Consider the following 26,910-nt stretch of genomic DNA (forward strand, 5'->3'; position numbering starts at 1 on the left):
TTTTTTTTACTAGTTTAGCGATGGTTTCCGGATTTCCTAAAAGGCTCTGACAATGGGTAACATCCAGAAAAGCTTCATCGACGGAATATATTTCAAGGTCGGGGGTTATTTTTTCCAGCGCTTGCATAATTTGAGTGGATTTTTCCACATATCGATGCGGTCGGCTTGGAGCCTGAATAAGCTCGGGACAGAGTCCTCTCGCCTCTTTCAGACGCATGCCCGTCTTTACTCCATACGCCCGGGCTTCATATGAAGATGTGATAATCGTGCTACCTAATTTTCCATTCGTAATGGCCACAGGCCTGTTACGCCAAAACGGATTATCTTGTTGCTCTATCTGGGCGAAGAAGCAGTTCATATCGACCAATATAATAACCCTGTCCCAGAATTCATCACTTACAGCAGGCATAATCACCTTCAATTAAATTTATGACCAAACGAGAAAATACAGAGAAGAGAAAATATAGAGAACCATTGTGATTGGATCAATAAGAATTTTGTAAAAGACTCTATGAAGCCATGTGAGATCAGCCAATAATTTTTGTAAGCTCGCAATAGCGGAAAAATAAGGAGACAAGGATGTTGATTTTAAAGAGACAGGTTGGCCAAAAACTTTATATTGGACAAGGAGTCATGATTGAAGTGTTAGGCGTATCTGGTTATGGGAAAAAAAGCCAGGTTCGGATAGGAATCACTGCCCCCAGAGAGGTGGCAGTGAATCGGGAAGAAATCTATTTAAGAATTCAGGAAAAACTCTCAGGGAATCAGTGAGCGCTTAACAGAAGCCCTGCATTCCATTTTCCTGCTCGCACGCGCTTCTGCACTTTCTTTTTGTATGTCTTGGGTGATAGTTCCTCTTTACGAGCGTGCCTTTTAGCATTGCAGTAATGACAAGCCGCGACAATATTGGATTGATTAGAAGCGCCTCCGGCGTGAAACGCAGTGAGGTGCTCACCTGTACATTTGAACTGTTCAGCTTGTTTTAGAGTTACTTTATAACGCTGAGAAAAGATCTTTGCATCTGAGATCCACATGGGTAGATCACAGTAGTAGCAACGGCCATTTTGTTTTTTGAAAGCTTTAGTGCGAGGTGCACGGAGAGAAGGTCGGTTTTTTGCCATGAAGTTCTCCACAATTATTGGTTACCTCGCCCTGCTCAGCAGAAACTAAGGAACCAGTGGATCATCCAACTGGCAAAACGTGCTCGTAATAACGAAGCACAGTCGTAAATTAACAATCTATTTGAATTTTTACAATACTTTCGTGAACTAATGTAAGTAATAAAAAAACCATTTCTGTAGCAATAAATTATCTTTCCACGGTCTCGTTATAAATAAATGGTAATAGTCGTGCGATATTTAATGCATCATCAATTGCACGATGATATTTGCCTTCAAATTCTAGGCCGTGATACTCCAAGGCAACTTTAGGACCTGCGTTACGAAAAGCTTTTTTACCTTTACTCCACCGCTTTTTTAAATTTTCATGAGGTAAATCAAGAAAGCTTGGACATACGCCGTGTCTCTCATACTCTTTTAAAAGTTGATTCTTATCATAGTTTCCCCATGACACCCATTGTGATAATTCGTATTGTCCAAGCCATTCGTTCAATGTTTTCGTGGCATCAGCATAATATGGGGCATTATCAACATCTGATTGCTTGATCGACGTTAGCTTTGTACAGAATTCAGTTAAAACAGAATGTAACTTGGGACGTGCAAAAAAAGATTTTGAATCGATAACCGTTCCATTTATTTCACAGACGACACAACCAAATTCAATCACTTCCATATCATCTACCGTCTGCCGGCGATCGGTTCCATCCACCTTCTCTTCCCAACAAGTTGCTTCCAGATCGACGACTAATATCATGTGGTTTACAGCCCTAATTTGTACTATTCCAAACAAATAGTTTAAGGGAAAACATTTCAAGTATTATCCTAATTACAATTGCCTGCTTTTTTATAACCTGCATCATGTGCTTCGGTTTCGGAAACAAATTCGACAATATTTTTGGGGCTGACTTTGTCATATGACGGGCACTCATGGGGTAAATGAAAAACTTTACTGTTACGGTTGCCCCTAATTATCTTTTGGACAACTGGTGCTCTATTGGCAGTGATTGCTACTTTTGCTGAACTTTTCTGTCCAATCTTCCAATTCTTTTCACCAGTCACAAATGGATTTGAATGGCCCGTTATAAATGATATGCGGCGGTCCCTTTTCAATTCCCACGTTGAAACCGGATAAACGTTATGCCAGGACATCAATAAGCGTTGTTGTTGCTGAGACATATTCATGCCGTATCGGTCATGCATGTAAAAATACACTCTTGCCAAGAACCCTTTAATCTCATTACGGGGTTCAACCACTCTAGTTTTAAAGTCAACTTTGAAGTCACAAGCTCCATGTCGTTTAGATGTCGCTGGTAAGACTCCATAGTTGAAGTTCTGTCTATCTGAATTAAGCTCACCCACTGTTGGTGTGAGATTATGTAAATCAGCTTCCATCAAATTGAATACTGGATCGGTTTGTTTACAGTTCGAACGACCACCTTGTTGCCAACATTGCCGTGCACGGCCAAAGTTTGATGCAGGAACGATATGTTAAGGTGACTTTTAAGTGTTACTAATACTTATTTGGTACAGTTGCTGTGAAAACTAACTCCATAATTGAATAAAAAATGAAATGGCTGGTGCTCTCATATTATGAAAGTTGATTACTGACAAATTTTAATGAGGATACTTCCACGAAAATCTGATGGATGCTTGAGGTTTCTGAGTGGCAGAACTTAATAGCGAACTTGTCCCCTTCGATTGTGACAACCTTACTTCCCCTAGTGTGGTCTCTACACCATCAGTTCAGCTCTACCCACATATCGTAATTCTTACTACCAATACCAAAAAATCATTTATTACCCAGGCCTTTATTGCCCATGCCGAATGACCAGGTAAAACAGAGTGTTCTCTGAAGCGAAGGTTTGCTGATATGGAACTGATTTTTGCAACCGAGGATTTTAAGTTAAACGCAATCAGCTATCCCGGGTTTCCAATCCTGCTGGATCAAAATATGGAGTTCATAGAGGAAACGCATCAATTTCTTCTTCATGAATGTATCAAACGAGGTCGTGTTCAAAGCCCTCGTAGCTGGGCTGTTTATGGGCAGTCCTTATATGACTATTTCGGTTTTTTAGAAGGTAATAGATTCGACTGGAGAGAGTTTAATTATCATCGTAACCACACTATTTTGGCTGCATATCGTGACTGGTCATTAGGTGAGCTTGGACTGAATGCATCGACTGTCAATAGCCGGTTGAGGGTCATCATCCGGTTTTATATCTTTGCTGTAAAGCAGGGGTGGATTGATTCACTGCCTTATGACATGGATACAATTCGGGTGCGTCAGTCGAGAGGATTTCTTGCTCACACGGATGCTTCAGGTGGTCTTAAAATATCTCCCGACGTTATGCTTAAGACGCAGCCTACGGAAATACGAGTATTGTCTCGACAACAAGTGAAGGTACTTCTGAAGAGCATCAAAAACCCCACTCTTCTCTTAATTACGCGTTTGGCTCTGGTGACTGGTATGCGAAAAGAAGAGTTGGCGACATTCCCAGTGTCTTATGTAATTGAAACAGCTCAACATGAGATTTTCAAAGAGTTCGTTCGGGTGAAATTAGATCCCAAAACCATGAAAACAAAAGGTGGTAAAGGACGTGGTATTGATATACCGATTCGCATGATGGAAGACCTTCGTCAGTACGTGATTCACCGTCGAAGCGCTCTGGAGATTCTCAGTGGGCAAATGCAGCAGTCTTTATTTCTCAATAAACAAGGTCAACCTTGGGCAGATGGTGGCCGAGGATTGAACAACCTGTATAGGCGTTTAGGTCTTCCATTCAAAGTAACTCCGCACATACTCCGACATACGTATGCAACTCATACGCTATATGGGTTACGTGAGCGGCAAAGCCGTTTTGATCCGTTGCTCTACGTCCGCGATCGACTTGGTCATAGCTCGGTCAGCACAACAGAAAAATATCTGCACCTGCTATCAGAGGTTGAAGATGATCTTATGACGAACTACCAGCGGGAAATTGACGCTCTTTTTACGTAAATGTGGACAATGTAAATGCGAAAGAAGCAGTTCAAGCCTACTTTTAATGAAACCGTGGTTCAGCCAATCTATGACCATGTGACAAGCAATAACAATACTCTGGAGAAGCGCCCAGCGCAGACTTTAATTGAATTTGGAGAAAGTACAGTCAGTTTGCGCTACTTTGACTTTGCCCTGTTTTACGAAAAGGGTTGTGACGACATAGTATCGGCGTGCCAGCAGGTGATTGAAAGCATGGTGATAGCGAGCCGAAAAACGCATGGACAAACCCTTTCGATGACGAGCATTATCTCCTACTGCAATCGCGGTATGGCAACCTTCTTGCCTTTCTGTGCTGCATGGTCTCATGCTCTTAAACGCGATCTCACATTGGAAGATATAAAGCGTAATCTCATCCAAAAATTTATTATACATTTAGGCAGTACAGAGCTCAGTGTGACGTCGCAGAAAAACACCTACACATTGACTAAATCCGTTCTGATGGCACTGAGTCGTCAAAATCTTATATCACCTGATATTTTCCCTGCTAATCCATATCCAAAAATTAATCATCAAAAAAAGGGAGAACGAGCGCTGTCAAAAAGTGAGCGGGCGCAGGTTTTCAAAGCACTCGGATCTGAACTGCAATATATTGCCAGTGGAGAAGGCTCAATGTCATTTTATGAGCTTGGCATATGCGCGTTTGCAATTGCTGCGCGGACGGGGTTGAATCCTACCCCACTGCTAGAGTTACCTATTGACTGTCTTCAACAACATCCATTGAAACCGTCACACCGTCTTCTGGTCAGTTTCAAACGCCGTGGTAAAAATACCCATATCCAGAGCATTCGTAAAAGCGAGACCTTAGAGTTCATAGTGCCTGTCAAGGCGACTCAGGTTTCTGTAATTATCGATCTGGTACTAACACGCAACAAAGAAATTCGTAAACGGAGTAAATATTCTCAATTTTTGTTTGTAGGTAAAAGTCGTGGAGGAAGTTCTCGTGGAGAGAGCCGGCGACTTACTAACAGACTTCTGAGCTTAGCCGCCGATGAACTAGTGAATAAATACAAATTGGAAGACGATGATGGAAATCCTATCAATTTGAATGTGATGCGCTTGAGAAAAACGTTTGCAAATCACATTTGGGAACTCTCAGGCCAAGATACATTTGTTAGTGCCGCAGTGTTAGGGCATGGCATGCGTGCACACAATGATCACTATCTGGAAGCCCCGCTAGAAGCAAAGAAGCATTGGAATTTTATGGGGAAGGTGCTCGTTGAGTCTCTTTTACAGGCTGGCAATGCGACTGAGGTGGTTAAAGAGAATACTCCCGTAGCGGGATGTAGCGACAACCTGAATGGAGACCGCGCCCCCAAAAATGGTAGTCACTGTACAAGCTTCTTAAACTGTTTTATCTGTAAGAACTTCGTGGTGACAGGTGATGATCTGTATCGAGTCTATTCGCTTTACTGGTTACTTGTTCGTGAGCGTGAGCGGATTGGAGTGCATAACTGGAGTCGATATTATGCACATATTATCAGGATTGTTGATCGACAGATTGCTCCACAATTTGATGAAAAGGAAGTTTTTCAGGCTCGTGCAAATGCGAAGAATACCCCGCATCCATTCTGGCGAGATCCTCAGATGCTTCAGGTTGGCGTATGACGATAGACGAAGTGAAAATTCATAGTGGAGTAACGGGCTTCTTAGAGCGATCAAACCAAGATGAACCTGACGCTAACATGGTAGTTACTGCGAGGAGTATAGGAGGTGGGAGTCACATCCCGCTGAGCCGTTTTGGAAACTCTGTCTGGGTACTTCCGAATGCACTGTTTCCCCACTACGCTGCAGATCATCAAAAGACGATGAATTTCGATAGAGTCCCTCTAATTTTCCAGCGTATTTTGAAAGTTATGGTGCTCCGTTTTTACTTCTATGGATTAGAAGGTAGCGTTCGCCCAAGAGGGAGTACTGTTATACAGTTTTTCTCTAATGCGGTCGTTTTCCTACAGTTCCTTGAACAGCACGGTTTTAAACGTCTCGACAGTGTTAATACATTGCTAACGAGCCAGTATGTGGAAACCTGTCGCTCAAAAATCAGCTCCCAATCAGGCAAGCACTTGAGCGCAAACACTTTATCCAGACGGTTTTCGGCACTTGAGATGATTCATCAACTCAGCCGCCACAGCTTTGACGTAATGGCTCACCCTTGGCCGGAATCGTCTGCTACTTTACATTCTGGAATTCTCGACGAAAACAGGTGGGTGGGAAAGACCCTCATTATCCCTGATGAAGTTCTATCAAACTTGTTCAGCCAAGCTTTTAACTGGTTAGAAAATGCAGAAGAATTACTTGAGCATCGTAATGCTGCACATCAATGCCAGCAGGTAGGATTGTTTTCCACAAATCTTAATATCAAACTTGCTCAGCGAGGCTATGGGGGTGGACTTCAATCCCTTAATAAGGATATTGCCAGGCTTCTGGATGCATGCATGTTAATAATACTCATTACCAGCGGTATCCGTCTTAGTGAGTTAGCCAGCTTACGGTCTGGGTGTGCCTCCACCACAGTTGGTGATGATGGCGAACGCTATCACTGGATCAATGGTTATAGTGACAAAACTCATGAAGGGGAAACCAGTTGGCTTGTTCCGGCGATTGCGCATACTGCAATTAATCTAGCTGAGCGAATAACTAAGCCACTAACAGAGGTGGTTCAGGCCGAAATATATAGGCTTTCTGAGCATAACAAGCATTGCCCTGAATTGTCTGTGTTGAAGCAACATCAAGATATTCTGTTACTTGGGCACTCACACAAACACGATCGTATCAAAACCCTTTCCGGAGCAGGCATTCGAAGCAGACTAAACAAATTTGCCGAAATACACGGAATCGACTGGCGTTTTACCCCTCATCAGTTCAGGCGCACTTTTGCCGTTTATGCCGCTCACTCAGCGTATGGCGATTTGCGCTATTTGAGAGAGCATTTCAAACACTGGAGCCTCGACATGACTGCGCTTTATGCCGTTAACGAGAACCAGGATGCTGAAATTTATGATGAAATACTTGCTTCCGTGCGAAACATTAAAATCGATGTTTTAGATCATTGGCTGAATCAGGACACCCCAATCAGTGGAGGTATGGCTGAGCCAATCAAAAACTTCCGTAATCGTCAGGAAGTGCTCACAACTTATAGTGGGCGACGAGAAATGGCAGAGAAACTTTCCGGGCAAATCTCAATCCGAAGTACAGGCGTTGCGTGGTGTACGGCCGATTTCAGCGGTTGTAATGGCGGCCAAAGCGTCGATACAACACGTTGCGCGGATTGCAAACAATCAGTTATCGACGATACGAGACAGACCATATGGGAAAGCATCTATGCGCAACAGGTGGAATTACGTCAGATAGATGATATTGGCCCATCTGGACAGGAACGGGTTGAGCGTGACATCAATCGCTGTAAAAAAGTGCTCTCTGATTTAGGCGCTAACCCCGAGAGGTTAAGCCGCCATGGCTGAGTCATCTAAAGGAGAACAAACCCGAAATATCATACGCCAGGCAATTACTCGTATTGAAAAAGGTCGCCCTAAAGTTGTAAGTAAAGAGCGCAAAATGTCTGTTGCTGCCGTGGCAGAGGAAGCAGGAGTAAGTCGGGCAACCATTCATAACAACTATCCCGATATGGCAGACCGTATCCGGACAATGCTAGGTAAACAAAATCGCATACAACGCGATAAAAAACATGAAGCACTGCGATTGGAAAAGGCAAAAAATCGGCAGCTACGCACCGAAAATGCTGAGCTTCGCACTAAGATTAATGTCTTGGTTTCTAAAAATCGAGCTCTGACTGATGAACTCCACGAGACTCTTGCGATAGCAGGTTCAGCAAATGTGAGAATTTTAAAACCAAATAGCTCTACATAGCGTCAGCAGTAACGAGGCAATCCAGTTAAATAAAACGCGTTTTATGATTAGCTGCTTAATTTCGTAAAGGACAATGAAGCGACAAGATAGAAGCCTCATTGTAAGGCCCTGGTTGGTTTAAATGGTAGTAATCGTTACAAAATAGTAGTACACTTTACACTATGTCGTGGTTATTACTAATACTCTCCCTCCCCACTGAAAACGCAACGGTGCGTATGCGGGCATGGCGTGCTATTAAAGCGTTGGGGGCCGCGTCGCTGCGCGACGGTGTCTATCTATTGCCAGCTCACCCAGATCATTTAAACAAATTGGAGGCAATAGCCCACGATGTTCGCGAGACTGGTGGTGTTGCCCATGTTCTCACTACTGACGACGCGGAAGCGCATGACTTCCCATTATTATTCGATCGTTCGGATGACTATGAGACTTTGCACTCGACCATTGCAGAGCTACGGGCAACCTTGTCGCCAGAATCAGCTTTAGAAATCATGAAGGAGATGCGTAAACTGCGTAAAGGCTTCGGACGACTTTCACAGATTGACTTCTTCCCAGGCACTGCCCGTGATCGAGTTGACCGGGCGTTACAGGAACTGGAAACCGATGCCAACCGGGTTTTATCGCCTGATGAACCATTACCCGCTTCAGGCATTATCGATGTTCTCGACCCAGCCGATTACCAGAGCAGGCTCTGGGCAACGCGTCGTCGGCCTTGGGTGGACCGCCTGGCCAGCGCTTGGTTGATTAAGCAATTCATCGATCCGCAAGCGCACTTTGTGTGGTTGAACTCTCCAGACGACTGCCCCGATAACGCGCTGGGTTTCGATTTCGATGGGGCCACCTTCACCCATGTGGCTGAAAAAGTCACCTTCGAGACTTTACTGGCGAGCTTTGACCTGCGTCATGTGGCTCTACAAAGGATTGGGAAACTGGTGCACTACCTTGATGTAGGCGGCTATCAGCCACGGGAAGCCGCCGGGGTTGAGTACATATTGATGGGCCTTCGTGAGACTCTCAACGACGATGACCAACTGTTGCTGGCTGCCAAGCAGGTGTTCGACAGCCTGTACACGGCCCACACAAAAGGGGAATAGAGTATGCAGGAACATTCATCTCCTCCTGACTTGGTGGATCAAAACACCAGAGAAACAACGACAAGTAATCTCAACAAATTCGGCCACCATATTTCGTTCAGGGAAGCCGTGCACGTTTGGTTACGCATTGCCATGCTGAGCTTTGGTGGTCCTGCAGGCCAAATCGCAGTCATGCACCGCATTCTGGTGGATGAGAAACGATGGGTCAGTGAAAACAGGTTTCTTCATGCGCTCAATTACTGCATGGTTCTACCCGGCCCAGAAGCCCAACAACTCGCTACCTACATTGGCTGGCTGCTGCATGGTGTCCGGGGAGGTTTAGTCGCCGGTGGTCTATTTATACTGCCGGGCTTTTTAAGCATTCTGGTGCTCAGCGTTCTCTATGCCGGGTTTCAGGATGCAACCTGGGTGCAAGCACTGTTTTTTGGTATCAAGGCAGCCGTACTGGCGATCGTCATTCAAGCGGTTATTCGTATCGGCAAACGTGCCCTCAAAAATGCCTATATGTACACACTGGCGTCCACCGCGTTTATTGCGATCTTCTTTTTTGCAGTGCCATTTCCGATAGTGATACTGACGGCTGCTTTTATTGGTTTGTTGGGGAGGTATATAGACCCAGAACGTTTTACGATTATCAAGGGCCACGATGCCCCGGAAGAGGCTGATCGTGCGATCGACAATATGATCGATAGCGGGCAAGCAAACCATACCAAGGCAACACGTAATCGGGCATTTAAAGTGCTCGCGGTCTGGCTGCCGTTATGGTTCGCACCGCTAATTGTTTTGCTTATGACACTGGGGTATGACGATGTCTTTACTCAGATAGGACTTTTTTTCAGTAAGCTGGCAGTCGTCACCTTTGGTGGCGCATACTCAGTCTTAGCTTACATGGCGCAAGAGGCTGTACAGAATTACGGCTGGTTATCGCCTGGAGAAATGCTGGATGGCCTTGGCATGGCAGAAACGACGCCCGGTCCCCTTATTCAAGTAGTTCAATTTGTCGGTTTTATGGGTGCTTTCAGAGATGCAGGACTGCTTGATCCCATTACCGCGGGTATTCTCGCATCGCTCCTGGCGACCTGGGTCACCTTTGTTCCTTGTTTTTTGTGGATATTTCTGGGGGCACCCTATGTGGAAACGCTGCGCGGAAATAAAGCAGTTAGCGCAGCCCTGTCGGCGGTGACCGCTGCAGTAGTTGGCGTCATGCTTAATCTGGCCATCTGGTTCGCTGTACATGTGGCTTTCAATGAGGTTAATACAGTTCAGACCTTTGGTATACAGTGGTTATTACCAACATGGAACACCATTCAGATTTCCAGCATTGTGCTGGCTCTGGGAGCTTTTATTGCAATGCTGCGTTTCAAGGTGGGCATGTTGCCGGTGATTTTTGTCACTGCGCTGCTGGGTATCATTTATTACCTGTTATTTGGAGGCGCTCCAGCACCGTAAAAGGCTAACCGATGCGGTGAGTATCCGGTTCGTCAGGTTGAATCTCAAACAATTTAAAACCCAATCGAAAAACTTAATAATGGAGGATCATTATGAAAACCCATCCGCTTAAAATATTTATTATCACCGCTCTGCTGATGCAGGCACCAGTTGCTTTCGCTGATGCGCCCGGCAGTCTAGATCCAGAAATCATCAGTAAGGCTGCGGACACACAGGCGACGGTCAAACCGGACGGCGTAGTTCGCATCGGCTGGCAACGCGACGATGTGCCGGTCTTGGTAGATGGAATACGGCTCCCGACACCAGCAGGTTTGGGCAGTTGGGCTGCGTTCAAGACAGTTCCGGATGGCGGCGTGATGCTGATGGGTGACACAGTGGTATTTGAGGATGAAATCACTCCGGCAATGGATGCGGCTTTCGCCCATGGTCTCGAAATCACTGCGCTGCATAACCATTTTATATTTGATCGACCTCCTGTTTATTTTATGCATATCGGTGGTCACGAACAGAGCGCTGAAAAGCTTGCCGGAGGCGTCAAGGCCATGTGGGACGCCATAAAGAAGGTCCGCAAAAAACACGCCACACCGGTAGAGCGCTTTCCTGGCAGTGTGCCCGAAATCACCGGGGAGTATGACACAGCGTCGCTGGAAACCATATTGGGTGCCGAAGGCAGTCTCAATGGTCAGGTACTAAAATTTACTTTTGGCCGCAGTGCCACCATGCATGGCACGGAGTTTGGCGCATCAATGGGATTGGCGACCTGGGCGGCCTTCACTGGCAATAAAGATCATGCGGTCGTCGATGGGGATTTCGCCATGACCGCTGGCGAGGTTCAACCTGTTATGCATGCTCTACGCGACGCCGGTATCCATATCGTTGCTTTGCATAATCACATGATTGGCGAAACGCCGCCCTATTATTTCTTGCACTACTGGGGTAACGGCGATCCTGAGGTATTGGCACGGGGGCTTCATGCTGCATTAGAAGCTCAAAAAAACGCCGGCACAAGCCATTAAAGGAGCAAAACATCGACTTACGAATGTTTTAGCTATTAGATTCCTGATGGCATCCACGGTGTGCGGGTCATCCCTTGGCTCGTTCTGTTGCCAATACACCTGTCAGTCATGCAAGTGGTGTTCAGGCCCCAGTTACGGGGGATAGTGGATGGCTTTCTGTGTGAAGTTGCGCATAGATGATAAGTACATGGAGAAGGAATCTTCCCCCCTTTCTTGTACCTGCGCGACTGCACAGACTGGCTTGGACGAGAATACGTTGCGAGACATCTTCAATACTCGCACCGATTCTCGTAGCTGCTGAAACCGCTTCGAGACGCCTCGCATTATAAGTATCGACAAGCTTAACTTGAATTAGAAATAGTTATATGAGCATATATGTATATAAAGCAGTCAGTTAATCATATATAACATGTTGCTAAGTCAACATAAGATATGTTCCCATTCAATACGCTGTGCCCGATTACGCTGTCCCTCTGCTCTGACTTTATAACCACAAGATTTAAAGTCGACTCGACCACCAGTTTGCCCAACCCATTTCCATTTGCAGGAACAATAGGTAGAGCCGTCATCATTTCGATCAAAATAAATCTTTTCTTTAGCAGCTACTTTTGCTTGTTCGAAAGTAGATGGTGGTGTGCTAAATGCTTCACTACCAAAGGTTAAGCTAATAATGAGGATTAAAAAGCACTGTAAACGTTCATTTTTCATGGATTGTAATTTTTATTAATAGGAATTAAATGCATTTAGCTATTCACATTAACCGCTGTGAAGATGCTTTTATCAAAAAGTTCTATATTTTATTGGTAAGAATGATTTTTACAACGTAAAATATTTACGTTATTAACGTTATTTTTTACGTAGGGAACATGACTTCAGGATATTGCTATAGTTTTCCAGCTATTAGGGGGGTTCAAGCAGGCAGGCCTTTTTATGTTGCCACATGCCCCTTGCGAATTATTCCAAGAATTTTTATGTACGACGAAGAGGAGCTACCGGCAGACCTTCGTGCTCAAAGAACACTAAATAAATCTCGTATTCCTGAAATGGTACGTTATCTTTTATTGAATCCAAATGATTATATTTTTTCTGCTCTAACTGCTTCCGTAGGATCCGAGGTAAAGTTTGAAGAGAGTATCGCAACATCTAATATTGGTACTCTTAATATCCCCCTTGATGCTCAAATATTAATAAATGACGGTCAACATAGACGTAAGGCAATTGAAGAGGCAGTTCGTGAGCATCCTGATCTTGGCCAAGATAATATTGCTGTGTTGTTTTTCATTGATGAAGGATTAACCAGAAGTCAGCAAATGTTTGCTGATCTTAATAAATATGCCGTGAAGCCTAGCCCTTCATTATCTTCTCTTTATGATAAAAGAGATGCTGCATCAGACCTAGCACGTTATTTAGCAATGGAAGTTTCCCCTTTTAAAGGATTCACTGAATTAGAAAAATCGAATATTTCATCAAACAGTGGAAAACTCTTTACTCTGAGCGGAATAAAACAGGCATCAAGAGCATTATTAGGTAAAAGAACCAAAGATAGCTATACAGAAGATGAAAAGCATCTAGCTGCTTCATATTGGACTGAGGTTTTCAATTACATTCCCGAATGGCAGATGGTATATCAAAAAACATTATCAGCAGCTGAAGCACGAAAAGATTTTATAAATGTTCATGGATTGGGCTTACATGCACTAGGTTCATTAGGGAATACCCTTCTTAAAGAGTACCCCACTGATTGGAAAGAAAAACTTCCTAACCTAAAAACAGTTGACTGGAGAAAAACAAATCCTGAATTCCAGAAAAGAAGCATGCTTCATGGCAAATTAAGTAAAGCACAAATCAACATTGCTCTAACAGCAAACTATCTAAAAACTCATTTTAAATTGGAATTGAATACAGATGAAATGCAACTCGAGCATAAGGTTAAATGATGGAAATTTTGAACAATAATATCCCGAAGAAATATAAGAGTTTTTTTGAAAAAGAGAATTTTTCTGAAGTTAAAGCCAGTGACTATATAACTGAAATACAAGAAATCTATCTTAGTGACAAACGTCCATGGGTCATTGGATTTAGTGGAGGGAAAGATTCTACAGCTGTACTTATTCTTGTTTATGTTTCGTTATTAGGCTTACCCAGTGAAAAGCGACATAAACCAGTATTTGTCGTAGCATCAGATACCTTAGTTGAAACTCCCGTAGTGGTTGATCATATTAATAACGCCTTGGATGCTGTTCAAGAAGGCGCACTTCGTGACAATCTACCCATTACGACTCACAAGGTCATTCCTGAAACGAACGAAACATTCTGGGTAAATTTACTGGGTAAAGGCTATCCAGCTCCTACTCGTCAATTTCGCTGGTGTACTGAGAGATTAAAAATAGATCCTGTATCTGATTTTATCAAACAACAAGTAGCAGAATATGATGAGGTAATTGTTGTACTTGGCTCAAGGAGTCAGGAAAGCCAGTCTCGAGCCCAAGTTATAGCACGTCATAAAATTAGTGGGACACGCCTAGCAAGACATACATCACTCAGCAATGCTTTTATCTATACCCCTATTGATACTTGGTCAGTTGATGATGTCTGGAAAATAATTAGAGACCTTGATGAATATGATGCCCCATGGGGGGCTAGTAACTATGGGTTATGGCTTCTTTACCTTGGTTCAAGTCAAGGTGAATGTCCAATGGTAATTGATGAGTCTACTCCCTCATGTGGGAACTCCAGATTTGGTTGTTGGACTTGCACAGTGGTTACTAAAGATAGAGCCATGGAAAGCTTGATCGAATCTGGTGACGATTGGATGGAACCACTTTTGAAATTTCGGAATATGCTGGCTAATACAGGCATTGTGGAAAATAAGAATACATTTAGAAACTACAAAAGACGTATAGGTAAAGTCAGTTATAAGTGGGCTACAAAAGGACAAGATATATCAGAAGAACGAGGTCATATTCCTGGCCCATACTGGCTGAAATATCGAAAAGAATGGTTGAAAGAGTTACTGGAGATTGAAAAAGATCTGAACTCAAAAGGCCACAAAATAGAATTGATTACGAAACCTGAACTCCATGCTATTCGCAAAGAGTGGTTAACCGATCCAAATGAACCAGACTGGGAAGACTCACTTCCAACTATCTACCGTTCCGTATATAACACCGACTTAAACTGGGTCTATGATGACAATGTCAATTTCGATAAGCACGATGCAGAAATACTTAAGGAATTAGGAAGTCAATATGGAGTTGATGCTGAAATGATAATGAAGCTCATTGAAGTCGAAAACTCTATGTCTGGACTAAGCCAAAGGAGAGGAATCTTTGCCAAGCTTGAAAGTATTCTCAAGCAAGATTGGGGAAGCTATGAACAAATTATACAGAAACACTCAAAGCATCAGAGTAAAAGAGATTTTGATATTCATGCAGAACAAATTAAAAAACTTGATGAGGCAGTCAGCCAACTCGACAAGCTTGATCGAGAATATCACTAAAATATGATCATAAAAAAACTGACCTTAGAAAACTTTAGGGTTTTTCGTGGTATTCACGAAATAGACCTTGCACCGCAGCGCCAAGACAATGAATTAGGCCATAAACCAATAATTTTGTTTGGAGGATTAAATGGGGCAGGAAAAACCTCAATTCTTACAGCCGTTCGTTTAGCCTTATATGGCAAAAACTCTCTTGGATATGGGTGTTCAATAGAAGATTATAAAAATTATCTTCAATCGCTCATCCATCAAGGACAATCTAGCGAACTCTCAGCAACTCGGGCGAGTGTTACTCTCACTTTTGACTTTAATCATAATGGTGAAACTCATGAGTACACAGTCAAGCGCAGTTGGAATTCTGGTCAGATAGACAAACTTAAAGTGTTTCATGGAAACTCATTAAAAGAAGAACTGAGCTATGAACAGGGGCAGGGCTTTCTTAATGAATTGATCCCAACCGGAGTAGCTGATCTCTTCTTTTTTGATGGTGAGAAAATAGCGGAACTCGCAGAAGATAGTTCAGGAAAAATTCTCCGGACGGCTGTTCAACGTTTACTTGGACTTGATTTAATAGCTCGACTTCAAAGTGATCTCTCAATTCTTCTCAAACGGTCTAACGTCAAGACAATGCCAGAGAATGTTAAAAAACAATTGCTCGACTTAGAAGAAAAACAAAAAAAACAGGAATATACAGCGGAGATTATTGAAAATGAAATCTCAATATTACATACCAGTATCGTTTCTCTAAAAAAAGAGCTATCTCAAGCTGAGCAATCATTATCTGAAAGTGGTGGTGAATGGGCTAAAAGTAGGCAAACAGAGGAATCGAAATTAGAACAGCTTTTGATAGAAAAAATAGAATTAGAAAAAGCTATACGTTTAGAAATGGACTCTTTTTTTCCTTTATCCTTAGCTTCAAATCCGCTAAAAGAATTATTAGTACAACTTGAAACTGAATCAGAAATAAAACAAAAACTCGCCTTCAAAACTCAGTTAAATGATTTTTTACAAAAAGTTGAATTTAGCTTAGAAAAACAAGCTGGTGACGCTAGATCCACGATGAGGGCTCTTAATAATGTTGCTGGACAATATTCTGCTGTGGATCCAAATGACATCAAGTTAGATATATCTGATAGAGAATTAGGACAACTGCAATACCAAATTACTGAAGCCTCTAAATCAAGTAAAAGTAGAGTTGATGACACCATATCAAAACTATTAACGATTGAAGATAAAATAGAAAAACTTTCTGTAAATATTTCTAGAGCACCTGACCAAGACCGTTTAAACAATCATCTCCAAGTAATAAGAGACCTGAACTCAAAATTAACAAATTTGTTATTAGACAGAAAGTCACTCATCGACGATGCAAAAAAAGCTTATCGAGATGCAGCAAGTACTGCAAGAAAACTCCAATCACTTCATGACAAATATCGCACAGATACCAATGAAGCGGAATCTATTACAAACGCCCAAAAGGCAAACAATCTTCTCACAGATTTTTCAGAGAAAATTAAACTATCTCGGATTATGTTACTTCAAAGTGCTTTCATAGAAAGTTATAAAAAACTGGCCAGAAAAGAAGATTCTAAGCTATATGCAGAAATCGATGTTGATAGCTTTGATGTAAATCTTGTCAACGAGGAGAACCAGAAAATCAATCGAAAAACTCTATCTGCTGGTGAAAAACAGATATATGCTATCGCTGTTCTAGAAGCACTTGCGAAAGCATCGGGCCACAAGTTACCAATTATCATTGACACACCACTAGGAAGACTGGACTCCAATCACAGGGATAAACTTGTGGATAATTATTTCCCTCAAGCAAGTCACCAGGTAATCATCCTTTCCACAGATACAGAAGTTGATAAGCAATACCTTGAGGCAATGAAAGATTCCATATCTCATTCATATGAGATCAAATATAACAGCCATGAGAAGTCTTCAGAAATTAAAGAAGGCTACTTTTGGATTAATGATACTAATATGGTTATGTAAGTATGCTTCCTAATAGAATGAATTTGGATAAAAAAACAGAAGAACATCTTAAACGTCTTAAACAAAACATTGGGGTTACGCCAAATGTGCTAGCTCGATTAGCTTTTTTCAAATCCATTGAATCAGGTACTAATGTAGATGCTTTAGAAAAGAAACTTGATGGTAATTTAGTTTTAGACAAGATTACCTGGCTTGGGGATACGATGTTTATCACTGAACAACTGTTGAAATACAAATATCCAAATCTAAATTCTAAAGATTACATGATTATTTGGGCTGCGCATGTGGAAGATGGAATGGCATCATTGCGAAATCACAAAACGCTCCTAAGTTTTACTAGCTCCATTTAATACGAATTAATTTATGGCTGATTATGTGAAACCTTTAGATGAGAAGACTATTGAATGTGTCTTTGGTCAAGTTACCTCAGACGGTAACTCAAATGTCCGCTGCAGCATAGAATCTCCTTCCAATAAATTAGGGCCTATAGCGTCTGACCAGCTCGTTGTAATAACCTCATTGGCTACTGTACTTTTAGCCCTTGGGACCACTTTATATACAATCTGGAAATACCGTTCAGATTCCAGAATGCGACTGGAACAAATTCAAAATGAGAAGGCTAAAAATCACAAATTTGAGCAATTACAAAAAATTGAAAAATTCTATGGTCCCTTTAACGCTCTACGTGAAGAGTCATTTATCTTATATGAACACTTTGCACTTGAAGAAAAATCTATACAAAAGAAGCAGGGTAAAAAATTTAGAACACTACGTTTTCTGACACAAAAAAATGAATCTGGTCTTGTCGGCATTGAAAAGCTCAAACCATACGATCAATCAATATTAAGTAATATTTTAGAAATTTCTGAAAGGAGTCTTGAATTAATTGAAAGTCATGGAGGCTATATTGACAATCCGGCACTTCATACTTTACTTGGTAAACTAGCTGCACATTTTAGGATGCTTAAGCTTGCTGCAGATGGGAAATTGGAAGGGCTCTCAGAAAACCTTGAGGATATTGTATTTCCCAGAGAGATTGATGGAGCAATAGATAATGAGATCCACAAGATTGAGTCATCAAAAAACATAAATAACGTTCAGAAAAAATACTCCCCCAATAAGACCGTAAGGTTTTATGATGAAAACTCACAACAATATGCTTTAAGAACCAGAAAAGCTGATATGTCTGGTATTTACGATGAGTTTTTCCGTTTTATCCCCAAAGGAGCAAGGATCCTCGATGCTGGATGTGGTGTAGGCAGAGATACCAAATACTTTATCCAGGAGGGATATAAAGTGAGGTCATTTGATGCTTCAGCAGCTATGGTAGATATGTGTAATGAATACCCTTTCGCTTTTTGTGAAAAAATGAAGTTTAGTGAAATTCAATTTGGTCCTACCTTTGATGCAGTGTGGGCATCCGCCTCATTACTGCATCTTAATTCTTTTGATATAGAAATTGCATTTAAAAAGCTTTGGCAATGTCTTATACCAGGAGGTTATCTATATTTTTCACTTAAGCAAAATTTAAACAAATCTGATACCAGAGAATATTATATTCACGATGAAATAATACTAAAAAAAATACTTGTAGATGATTTAGAAATGGAGTTAGTAAAAGCTTGGGAAACCCCAAGCAGTGTCAACTTTTATGACAAATTCGAAAATTATATATACAAAAAAATATGATTTTTATAAGACCTAATATTTTCAAACCTCTCCAACAAGTTTTCTGATAACCACTTTGTCTTCTTCAGAACACTGCAAATCTTCTACTTTTTTTATCCCTGAGGATACATATAAGGAATTTTTGATCCGTGTTCGAACTTTTGATTGAACACCAAAGAACTCATCGCCAAAATCAATATTTTGTGCTGGCTTTAGAAGGTTTTCAAAAAAATCATACGAGTAATGGCTCGAGTCATAATGTTTTGCAATTTCTCTTAGAAAATCAAATGTCGCTTGAATACCCAGAGTCCTTCTCAAGATAAACGCCTCATCATATTCATCCCAAAGTAAACTTTTAAGCACGCGTAAATAGTTTGAAATCAACTCATAAAGCGTTTTATCTTTATTATTAAGATACAGCTCTCTTAAGGGTGCAGAAGTACTGACTTCTCGAAGCAACTCTCTACTACGTCCTTCACTAAGGGATACCTTGTGAAGAAGGCTGCGATCTTTTTCAGAGTCTGATGTAATGAGGCTTAAGATACCGTCAACTATGGATGCCATAGAAATAGTTGTATTAGCTTTAGAGCCGCTTAAACCAAGCTTAATCTGACCTTTGAGAGGTGAGCCTTTGTCTGAAGCCAATACTCTAGCAAAGTATACTGCTAATATTTCTGGCCCCCATGTTTCTGAATCTCCCTGCTCCATGTCAAACTGATATAAGTTATATGCCAAATTTTTATCTACCCGTTTTTGGGTAGTGTTAATTTTTGTGAATAACTGAGCATGATAAGGCATTGGCAAATCGATAAAGATTGAACATACTAAAGGCATTTCCTGACGGGAAGAGCCTTCAAAGCCAAAAACTCTGTGCTGACCATCAATAATTGAGGCCAATTTCTCTTTGGAAGGTATAAATAAATTGTATACCCCGTCGCTCACTTCCTCTACTTTCCAACGGATGCCCTCATCGCTTACAAATTCTCCATCGGTGTTGTAATTCGCACCCAGAATTATCGCATTAGGAAAGCATGCTTCAGCTTCTTCAGTGTATGACCTAATTTGTTCAAGTCGACGGGGTTTGTGTTCTCTTTGAGTCCCCTTGATTTTATCGAAAAACTTACCTATTGCATGAATAGATGTTGATTCTTCATAATCTAGGAGTTCAGCTCTAACAGAATGGCATGTATCAAGTAGTAATTTAGCAGGAATGGAGGCAATAAAAAAAGAACCAAGTGGTTGATCAACTCTAATAGCAGTTGCTTTAAATGGATACATTCTATGGGTCTTCCTTATTAGAAATTTTTTCTATATCTGCATCTTTGTAGCCTACGGTCGACGTTTTTGATGGATCATCGCTATCGAACTTATCATCATTCACGTCAACCAAAAACACCACAAGAATTGTGATTGCAAGTCCAAAGTATGCAAAAGTATTGAATACACCATGTGCATTCACTTTATCTCCACCATATCCAATAGATACTAGTAGTAATGCGATTAAACCTGGGACTAATGCCCATAAAGTTGCATCACTACTTGAGTTAGTCCCCTTAAGGAAAGCTTCAATCAGTAACCCACCTAAAACTGCATAAGAGAAAGTAAATATACTTTCAGTGGAAAGTTGCGAATTAATCAACCACGGCAGCCAGACTCCCATTCCTCCAAGTACAATAAAGCAACATGCCCATGCGGTAAATTTAGGACTGCAATATGCATTTCTTATTCGTTGAACGAAATTTATAAAGAGGGCGCCCCAGGCACTTTTCCTTACTTTAATTGACATGCTTATTAGTCCTTAAGCTGCCAAAAAGCAGTATCTTTCATCCTATGAACCTTTTTATCACCATCTATATAAAGACTGTAATGTTTATCCAGCTTGCCTATGGTGGCCATTAAGGCCTCTTGTTCTGTTTTATCACTCGCATTAAAAATAGCTTTTATATCTTGATTTTTGAGCCTAGCAACACGATGAATAATCCATGTCAGTATATAACTTGAATAATCATTCTCACCAGTTTGGAAATGTGTAATATCCTGGGTCGAAAGCAATATACCTACGCCATACTCTCTACCTTCTTTCAGGATTTTTCTCAGACTCGGGAAGTTTTGAGACATGAAATTATCAGCTTCATCTACCAATATCATTTTTGTTATTTGTCTGAAGTTACCCTGAACTTCAGGTTTACCTTGTTTCTGCATTTGTGAGTAAAACAGATCCAGCGTCAGGGCGACGACAAGACTCTGTATCTCGCCCGGATATGCAGCCAGCTCAATAATGGTGACACCATCAATTAACTCATAGAGACTTTTGCATTTAGTCACATCACTTTCAAAAATCTCAAGCTCATGTAGGCTCTCCAAGGCAGCGTATAGCGAGTCCTCAGCAGGCTCGCTATCAACAAAAAGCGCCCATATATCTGCTATAGTTGGGGCCGGCTTCGACCATGTTGACGAATCTGACTTAGCTATACCTGCCAAGTCATAGGCATCTGCAATTAGTTTACGTAGTTTTAATTGTTGCTTTTGCCCCAAACCAAAGGCTTTCCCCATTGTCTCTGAGAAGCCTCTAGCAGTATGTACCGGTAGCATAGGAGTACTTCCAAATAAACTCAATGGATTGTATGGAAGCCTGTGGAGATTATATTTTTTGCCCTCAGTTGCACTTAAAAAATCTTCATCAACATAATCTGATTTATAGTCAAATATCAGTAACCCAATATGTCTAGCATCAACATTTTGTATACGATTTCGATGAAGCTGAGTGACAACAGATTTTGTAAACTGTGTTTTACCTGTACCCATGGTTCCAATAATTCCGGTATTGGTATTCATGAATTTTGAGGTGTTCGTTGGTTCCCAGATTAAAGGTTCGTTTGTTATGTCGTTATGGCCGAACATAACTTTAAGATTTGTTGCTAGCTCAACCACCTCCACTTTATCAGTGGATAGAGTTTTAGCAGTTTTTGTTTCACTTGCCATATCGTTTATATATGGCTCAAGTTGGGTCGATGAGTTTGAAGAATCAGTATAGGTTTTTATATTTTTTAATTCGCACAACAAGAACTTCTCTGGAATATGAAATTTAGAAGCTAGATCATTATTTATGAGTTTTTGAAGCGGGGTAGATACCAACATATTTAACAGCGACATTGGTAATTTCGTAATTAGTATCTCATCATCCAGCTCGTATGTTGCACCACTTATATTGGCCGCCTCCAGATGTGCTAAAACAAAGCCTTGTGGATAGTGCTCAAAAGTCCCTATTTTATAATTTCCCTGTAACCACCATTCTCTCTGGTCTGATACTGGATCGAAATAATCATCATAAAAAACTTCGTACAATTTATACTTGTCTATCTGCATTAAAACTTGTCGAACAAATAGGCCACGATAAATTTTCGAGGCTAAGGAGTCGCTACCAAGAATGTCTTCTGCTAAGTACCTACGAAGTTCCTTAGCTTGTTTTATAGCTTTTCCATAATCCGGTGTCGTGCCAGTTTTAACTTCTAATGGAAGTAGATAGAGCCTTTCATCTTTAAACCCAACAAATAAAACGTCATCTGATATTGCCCCAGACTTATAACCATGAACGTTTCTGGAAAACTCGCTATCTGACATTTTCAGCCCAATGTTTCCAGCGACTCTCAACATCTCTGCAACTGAAAGTGGTACCCAGGTAACATCTGAATTTTTGAGTAAACCAAAAATAAATTTGTAAGCACCTATAACCCCATTCCTTTCCTTCCGAATGGTGTCACTGGAGGTCAACATTTTTAGTAGCCAATCACCATTAAATGCATTGAACTCATTTATGTGCCCCCCACCATCTTTAACCATTAACTGTTTATATAGCTCGATCTGTTTAGTAACTGTGATCGCATCGTAATTTGATGAGTTGGTGTATTGGTCCGAATAGTGAATTAAAACTACATCTTGTTGTTCATGGAAAAAATCTAAAGTGACCTTGGGATCAATTATTGTTGTCCAAATTGAGCTGTCATATGATTTTTCCAGGAGACTTTTAAAGCTTTCATTGATAGCTAATGCAATAGCATTCTTACCCGTATACTTGGTGTTAAGCCTAAATGCTGGAACTTGCATTGCCCCAACCTTATTTGCGAGCCTGAGATGAATATATTTCTCATAATGGATGTTACGAAGTCCAAAGCCAGTGTAATAACTACCAGATTCACTCTCAGAAGCTTCACCATTTATGAGACCATCGCATGTAACACCACTAAGTGAGTTTTCAATTGAAACATCAGCTATATCGACCTTTTCGGTGTTTCTGAAAAAGCTTAAGTGTGCATATGGCTGAGATTGAGCTAATTGAGAGTGAGTGAATTTACTAAAACTCAGTCTCGTTCTAAGTAGATCAATAATCAGATCTGCATTATCTCTCACTTTTCCCTTATCAAGCCCTAGCCAATTTTTTATTTGGTCGTAACTACCAGTTTCAGCAAATTGATCGAATGCTGAATACTCTATTTCGTGGTCGCAAAGGTAAACGTGGACATGATTTGTTTCGTCAAGAGTTTCTATAAAATAATCGACAATACCCAAGAACAATTCTTTACAGTTACTCAGGTTAACGCCACTAATCAGCAAACTACTCCTGGATTTACTCCTAAAAAGTTGATTGTAAGCCTGAAGAAATTCATTGATTTTTTCTTTAACTAACTTCCTTACATAATCGTAACTAGTGTCTTGTTGAGGAACCAGCTTCAGCCAAAACGTGTTCTCTCTAACTTGACTTGTATAAGAGAAATCTGTTTCAGAACTGTAGACAAATGGTAGCAATCCTCTTGGATTAAGACGACTGATCGTAACTGATGGAAGGCTCGAATATGAGCCAAATTCATCACTTCTAATTTCTATTGCCAAGTTTTGATAATAAGCCAAAATTATTGGATGATATGGTGAAATATACCGTTCAAACTCCTCTTCACGTTCAATAGTATCAAGCCCAATTCTCAAAAGATTTCTTTGAGAATCATTCATTGTGGTGTCGATTGTTATTTCATCTAATGCCTTTTCGTAGGCGTCCAATAATTCAGAAACAATAGCACTGAATGTATCTCCCCATGATACAAGAGAGACAAGAGTCTTTTTATTGATGAGATATTGATAAAGAGACTTGTAGGCATTTCCCAGATCAGGATAAGCTTTGATCAACTCATCAACAGTTATCTTTGAATTGAGATCTTTATAAACAATCCCTTCCTCAATAAATGAATACTCTTCTCTTAATAGCTGCAGTCTTACCCCAAGAACCTGATATTCAGAATTATCAATACTAACCTTTCCTTTGCTTCCTAAATATTCTCCGTAGTATTGATCATCGAATAATTTAACTGCTCTATCTTTGCTCAACAAAAGTGGTAAGGCTAAAGAGGAAGTGGCTACAGCTCCTTCAATAGAAAATTTCAATCGACTTGAAGCTGATCTCACTATGAAGTCTATGTCATCGGCTTCATTTGCCAAGCCTTCATAATTGATAACTCCAAACTTTGAGGAATCAACAACTTGACCTATATCTGTCAATAGACACTCTTGAGAGCTATCGCCACTAATTTTGAGAGAATTGTCTTCTGTCTGTAATGTGATTAATTTCTTTTGTGGATTAATCAAATAGGCATTTTTGAAGGCTTCAACAAGGAACTCACCTTTCCGTAGTATTAAACATTTGAACTTGTACGACTCGGATGATTTATCTCTATTAAGCGTGAGAGTAAAAAATGTGGGACTTCCGTCAAAAGGCCCAGTCAAGGTTGTGTATGACTTTAATCCATTCCTAACTAATATCGATTCTTTATTTCCAAGGTCATTGTTCTTAACTTCAAATTGAGATTTATCGATTTCCAGGCCTTTAAAAGTCAGTCTTAAAGAAAACTCATCTAGGCCCTCTTCTAATAGAATTATGATATTTCTATCTCTTAGACCAGCTTTGGTATCTGATTTAGGGCGTGTCAACAGTTGACCAGTCGTTGACTCTTCAGCTACGAGTATTAGGTTTTGAGATTTATTATTTTCTATTTCTTCTCTATATGATTCGTATTCGAAGCTCTTCCAGCTTGATGGGTTGGAAAAGTGTTCATCAATAAAGTTGTCACTAAATCTTTTTAACCTATCATGAAGCTGTCCGAAGAAATGTTCAGTTTCGTATTCTAGCTCCTGATATAGCTCACGGTTTTCATCTAGTCGTTTGGTAATTTGTTTTGAGTTACCTTGCATGTTTACTACAATGGGATCTTCAAGCAAACCTAATTCATTGAACTTTAGGTCGCCATCTAATAATGCCTGGTAAAGCGGCTCGAACCCAAATATGGTTGAACCATCTTCTTTGATAATATTGAATTGATAATCAAGCAGACAAAGAGAAACTTCTCTTGAAATTAGCTTATTATCAATAAGCTTTTCTAAAGCAGTTTGAATATGTTCTGGGCTCCAACATTTATTGTCAGTAGCAAGGTCTTCTGCCGAATTAATAAGTGTGTCAAGTTGGCTATTATGAATTATGATTAATGCATAACCATCTATTGAAGGAAGCTGACCGGAAACACCATCCCTTAATCTCGATATATAATTTTCAGTAAATCCAATTATCGCTGGATCTTCAGAGTGCAAAACACTGATAACTTTACAACCATCTTTCTCAAAAACAGGGAGGTGGACATCATTATCAATAATGATTTCATCAGGTGAATGGTTAATTAGAGCTTGATAGAGAAGCTGGCTATTGGCAAAATCCGGAGATTTAAATTTATATTTATTACCATGTCTGATTTTTGTTGGAGAGGTTCTCAGCAGTAGCTGTTCAACAAGAAAAGTCTCAAACTGTCTTTTTGACATATACTGCATCCCCGCTATCACTCATTCTTTCAATGTTTCCTATTCTTTCATAGAATGTTATTAAAGCTTCTTGAGATTGCTTATCAAAGAAAATCCCCCTAGCTGAAAACTGACTAATAAGATCATGGAATTGCAGTCGGTCCGACTCGCCCACAGATAAATTTGTTAGAAGAATTAAATAGTCTTGGCTGAGAACCAAAACTCGTCCAGCACGGCCACGCGTTTGAATGAAATGTTTGCCAAACTGACTCTGAATTTCCTTTACATATTTATCGTTAATTTCATTTCTTGTGGTTTTAATGGAAGCAAATTGCTCAATTGCTAACTTCATAAGATCTTGCATTACATCAGAGAGATCGTTTGAAATGGATAGTTCAGTATCCAATTCGCGTTGTTCTTTGAAAGCTGATGAGAAGTCTCTCAGCTCAGTGATCACTTGATCTTTTAAAGAAGAGTTCTGGATGACCGTATACATCTGCCATAGAGGGATCACTTGCTCATCAGTGGGCTGAATGTTTTCTAACATCGATAACATGGGGAAAAGTTTATAAGATGCTTCATGGAAAGATTTAAATCCATAGCGTTTGATATATGTGCGCTCTGAACTTGCCTTTTCTGTATCCATGATGAAAAAAAGTGGTTTAGGATCAGGTGGAAGAGATGATTTCCAATCATCGATGTTCAATGATAGCTGGGCACAGTATATAAAGGCATATAAGGATAAAAACTGCTTTATTTCTGACAACAAGTAATGTGGTCGCCGTGCAAGGAAAGTGAAGTCTTGTTTAAAATTTTCAGCTAAAAATGGTAGGTAAGGAGACTCCCTTGAATTCAGACTTTGATCTGGTATTAGTTTACTTTTAAACTGATTCAAAATATCGTTTTCTAAAAAATTCAATCGTGTATTGAATTCGGGTATTTGATGATCTTCTAAGAGTGAGGAAAATATGCTAGCCACTCTTGCTTCGGACTTAGTGAACATTCCCTTCTGAGCTCTAAAAAGACTAAATTCAGGGCTGACAAATAGGATGTCTTCATGTTTGAAGTACATTTTAAAAATCGTATCCCAAAAGTTTTTGTCACTTAGCTTACCAACAAGATATTTTTGGCATATATTAACGAAGCTATCATAATCCAAATCTTGGATCATTTTGCGTAGTGCCCTTCTTAAAACAAGGCCGATTACACTTTCCCACTGAAAATCATTGCCTCTAGGGTTCTACCCCGATTTTGCGGACACTTCAAAGAAGCCTGATAATGGGCAAAAGGAGTGTTTATGTCGAAGAGAAGAAAGTACAGTACTGAGTTCAAA

22 protein-coding genes are annotated in these 26,910 nt (G+C 40.6%); 13 read left to right on the forward strand and 9 right to left on the reverse strand.

Going from position 1 to position 26,910, the window contains the following annotated elements:
• On the reverse strand, window positions 1–409 hold a 409-nt coding region (locus tag LGT40_RS03715; RefSeq protein WP_438861566.1), incomplete at its 3' end, for a DNA polymerase Y family protein.
• Window positions 410–579: 170 nt separating this feature from the next.
• Between LGT40_RS03715 and LGT40_RS03720 the strand changes: the two genes are divergently transcribed.
• Window positions 580–771 (forward strand): carbon storage regulator, encoded by a 192-nt coding sequence (locus LGT40_RS03720; protein WP_136553363.1) that lies wholly within the window; start codon window positions 580–582, stop codon window positions 769–771.
• On the opposite strand, the gene LGT40_RS03725 is transcribed toward LGT40_RS03720, so the two are convergent.
• The 3 genes from LGT40_RS03725 to LGT40_RS03735 all read right to left on the reverse strand — a co-directional run bounded on the left by LGT40_RS03725 (window position 765) and on the right by LGT40_RS03735 (window position 2,603).
• Window positions 765–1,121 (reverse strand): HNH endonuclease, encoded by a 357-nt coding sequence (locus LGT40_RS03725; RefSeq protein WP_226069802.1) that lies wholly within the window; start codon window positions 1,119–1,121, stop codon window positions 765–767. The genes LGT40_RS03720 and LGT40_RS03725 overlap by 7 nt on opposite strands.
• Window positions 1,122–1,308: 187 nt before the next feature.
• Window positions 1,309–1,872 (reverse strand): 3'-5' exonuclease, encoded by a 564-nt coding sequence (locus LGT40_RS03730; RefSeq protein WP_226069801.1) that lies wholly within the window; start codon window positions 1,870–1,872, stop codon window positions 1,309–1,311.
• 68 nt (window positions 1,873–1,940) lie between these two features.
• Window positions 1,941–2,603: an endonuclease gene (locus LGT40_RS03735; protein ID WP_226069807.1), complete on the reverse strand. Its 663-nt coding sequence runs from the start codon at window positions 2,601–2,603 to the stop codon at window positions 1,941–1,943.
• Window positions 2,604–2,988: 385 nt separating this feature from the next.
• Between LGT40_RS03735 and LGT40_RS03740 the strand changes: the two genes are divergently transcribed.
• The 7 genes from LGT40_RS03740 (at window position 2,989) to LGT40_RS03770 (ending at window position 11,578) form a co-directional block, all read left to right on the forward strand.
• Window positions 2,989–4,116, forward strand: coding sequence for a tyrosine-type recombinase/integrase (locus LGT40_RS03740; RefSeq protein WP_226069800.1), 1,128 nt, complete (start codon window positions 2,989–2,991; stop codon window positions 4,114–4,116).
• A gap of 15 nt (window positions 4,117–4,131) precedes the next feature.
• Window positions 4,132–5,763 carry a hypothetical protein gene (locus LGT40_RS03745; protein ID WP_226069799.1) on the forward strand — a complete coding sequence of 544 codons (1,632 nt, stop codon included), beginning with the start codon at window positions 4,132–4,134 and terminating at the stop codon, window positions 5,761–5,763.
• Window positions 5,760–7,616, forward strand: coding sequence for a tyrosine-type recombinase/integrase (locus LGT40_RS03750; RefSeq protein ID WP_226069798.1), 1,857 nt, complete (start codon window positions 5,760–5,762; stop codon window positions 7,614–7,616). Before LGT40_RS03745 ends, LGT40_RS03750 begins: the two co-directional genes overlap by 4 nt.
• The gene (locus LGT40_RS03755) at window positions 7,609–8,022 is read left to right on the forward strand and encodes a TetR family transcriptional regulator (protein WP_226069797.1); all 414 of its coding nucleotides are present in this window, start codon (window positions 7,609–7,611) and stop codon (window positions 8,020–8,022) included. The genes LGT40_RS03750 and LGT40_RS03755 overlap by 8 nt, the downstream gene beginning before the upstream one ends.
• A gap of 161 nt (window positions 8,023–8,183) precedes the next feature.
• Window positions 8,184–9,113, forward strand: a complete 930-nt coding sequence (locus LGT40_RS03760) for a chromate resistance protein ChrB domain-containing protein (protein ID WP_226069796.1) — start codon at window positions 8,184–8,186, stop codon at window positions 9,111–9,113.
• A gap of 3 nt (window positions 9,114–9,116) precedes the next feature.
• Window positions 9,117–10,562, forward strand: coding sequence for a chromate efflux transporter (gene chrA, locus LGT40_RS03765; protein ID WP_226069795.1), 1,446 nt, complete (start codon window positions 9,117–9,119; stop codon window positions 10,560–10,562).
• Window positions 10,563–10,654: 92 nt separating this feature from the next.
• Complete coding sequence (locus LGT40_RS03770; protein WP_226069794.1) at window positions 10,655–11,578, forward strand: DUF1259 domain-containing protein; 924 nt, start codon at window positions 10,655–10,657, stop codon at window positions 11,576–11,578.
• A gap of 420 nt (window positions 11,579–11,998) precedes the next feature.
• On the opposite strand, the gene LGT40_RS03775 is transcribed toward LGT40_RS03770, so the two are convergent.
• Complete coding sequence (locus LGT40_RS03775) at window positions 11,999–12,286, reverse strand: HNH endonuclease family protein (RefSeq protein ID WP_226069793.1); 288 nt, start codon at window positions 12,284–12,286, stop codon at window positions 11,999–12,001.
• 158 nt (window positions 12,287–12,444) lie between these two features.
• Between LGT40_RS03775 and dndB the strand changes: the two genes are divergently transcribed.
• The 5 genes from dndB to LGT40_RS03800 are packed head-to-tail and all read left to right on the forward strand — an operon-like array spanning window position 12,445 to window position 18,764.
• Complete coding sequence (gene dndB / locus LGT40_RS03780) at window positions 12,445–13,515, forward strand: DNA sulfur modification protein DndB (RefSeq protein WP_226069792.1); 1,071 nt, start codon at window positions 12,445–12,447, stop codon at window positions 13,513–13,515.
• Window positions 13,512–15,077, forward strand: coding sequence for a DNA phosphorothioation system sulfurtransferase DndC (gene dndC / locus LGT40_RS03785; RefSeq protein ID WP_226069791.1), 1,566 nt, complete (start codon window positions 13,512–13,514; stop codon window positions 15,075–15,077). Before dndB ends, dndC begins: the two co-directional genes overlap by 4 nt.
• Window positions 15,078–15,080: 3 nt before the next feature.
• Entirely contained in the window at window positions 15,081–17,075 is a 1,995-nt protein-coding gene (gene dndD, locus LGT40_RS03790; RefSeq protein ID WP_226069790.1) for a DNA sulfur modification protein DndD, read from the forward strand.
• Between the two features lie 23 nt (window positions 17,076–17,098).
• Window positions 17,099–17,425: a DNA sulfur modification protein DndE gene (gene dndE, locus LGT40_RS03795; RefSeq protein ID WP_247363599.1), complete on the forward strand. Its 327-nt coding sequence runs from the start codon at window positions 17,099–17,101 to the stop codon at window positions 17,423–17,425.
• Between the two features lie 13 nt (window positions 17,426–17,438).
• Window positions 17,439–18,764, forward strand: a complete 1,326-nt coding sequence (locus LGT40_RS03800; RefSeq protein ID WP_226069788.1) for a class I SAM-dependent methyltransferase — start codon at window positions 17,439–17,441, stop codon at window positions 18,762–18,764.
• Between the two features lie 21 nt (window positions 18,765–18,785).
• Here the strand turns inward: LGT40_RS03800 and LGT40_RS03805 are convergent, their stop codons facing one another.
• From LGT40_RS03805 to dptG, 4 genes are read right to left on the reverse strand one after another with little or no spacing between them, the layout of a single operon-like run.
• Window positions 18,786–20,021, reverse strand: a complete 1,236-nt coding sequence (locus LGT40_RS03805; RefSeq protein WP_226069787.1) for a DGQHR domain-containing protein — start codon at window positions 20,019–20,021, stop codon at window positions 18,786–18,788.
• Between the two features lies 1 nt (window position 20,022).
• On the reverse strand, window positions 20,023–20,529 hold the full coding sequence (locus LGT40_RS03810) for a hypothetical protein (protein WP_226069786.1): 507 nt from the start codon (window positions 20,527–20,529) through the stop codon (window positions 20,023–20,025).
• Between the two features lie 5 nt (window positions 20,530–20,534).
• Window positions 20,535–25,598: a DNA phosphorothioation-dependent restriction protein DptH gene (gene dptH, locus LGT40_RS03815; protein ID WP_226069785.1), complete on the reverse strand. Its 5,064-nt coding sequence runs from the start codon at window positions 25,596–25,598 to the stop codon at window positions 20,535–20,537.
• The gene (gene dptG, locus LGT40_RS03820; RefSeq protein ID WP_226069784.1) at window positions 25,579–26,748 is read right to left on the reverse strand and encodes a DNA phosphorothioation-dependent restriction protein DptG; all 1,170 of its coding nucleotides are present in this window, start codon (window positions 26,746–26,748) and stop codon (window positions 25,579–25,581) included. The genes dptH and dptG overlap by 20 nt, the downstream gene beginning before the upstream one ends.
• Window positions 26,749–26,910 lie beyond the last annotated feature (162 nt).

Origin of the sequence: Methylophaga pinxianii (assembly GCF_020447225.1) — a bacterium.
Classification (GTDB): domain Bacteria; phylum Pseudomonadota; class Gammaproteobacteria; order Nitrosococcales; family Methylophagaceae; genus Methylophaga; species Methylophaga pinxianii.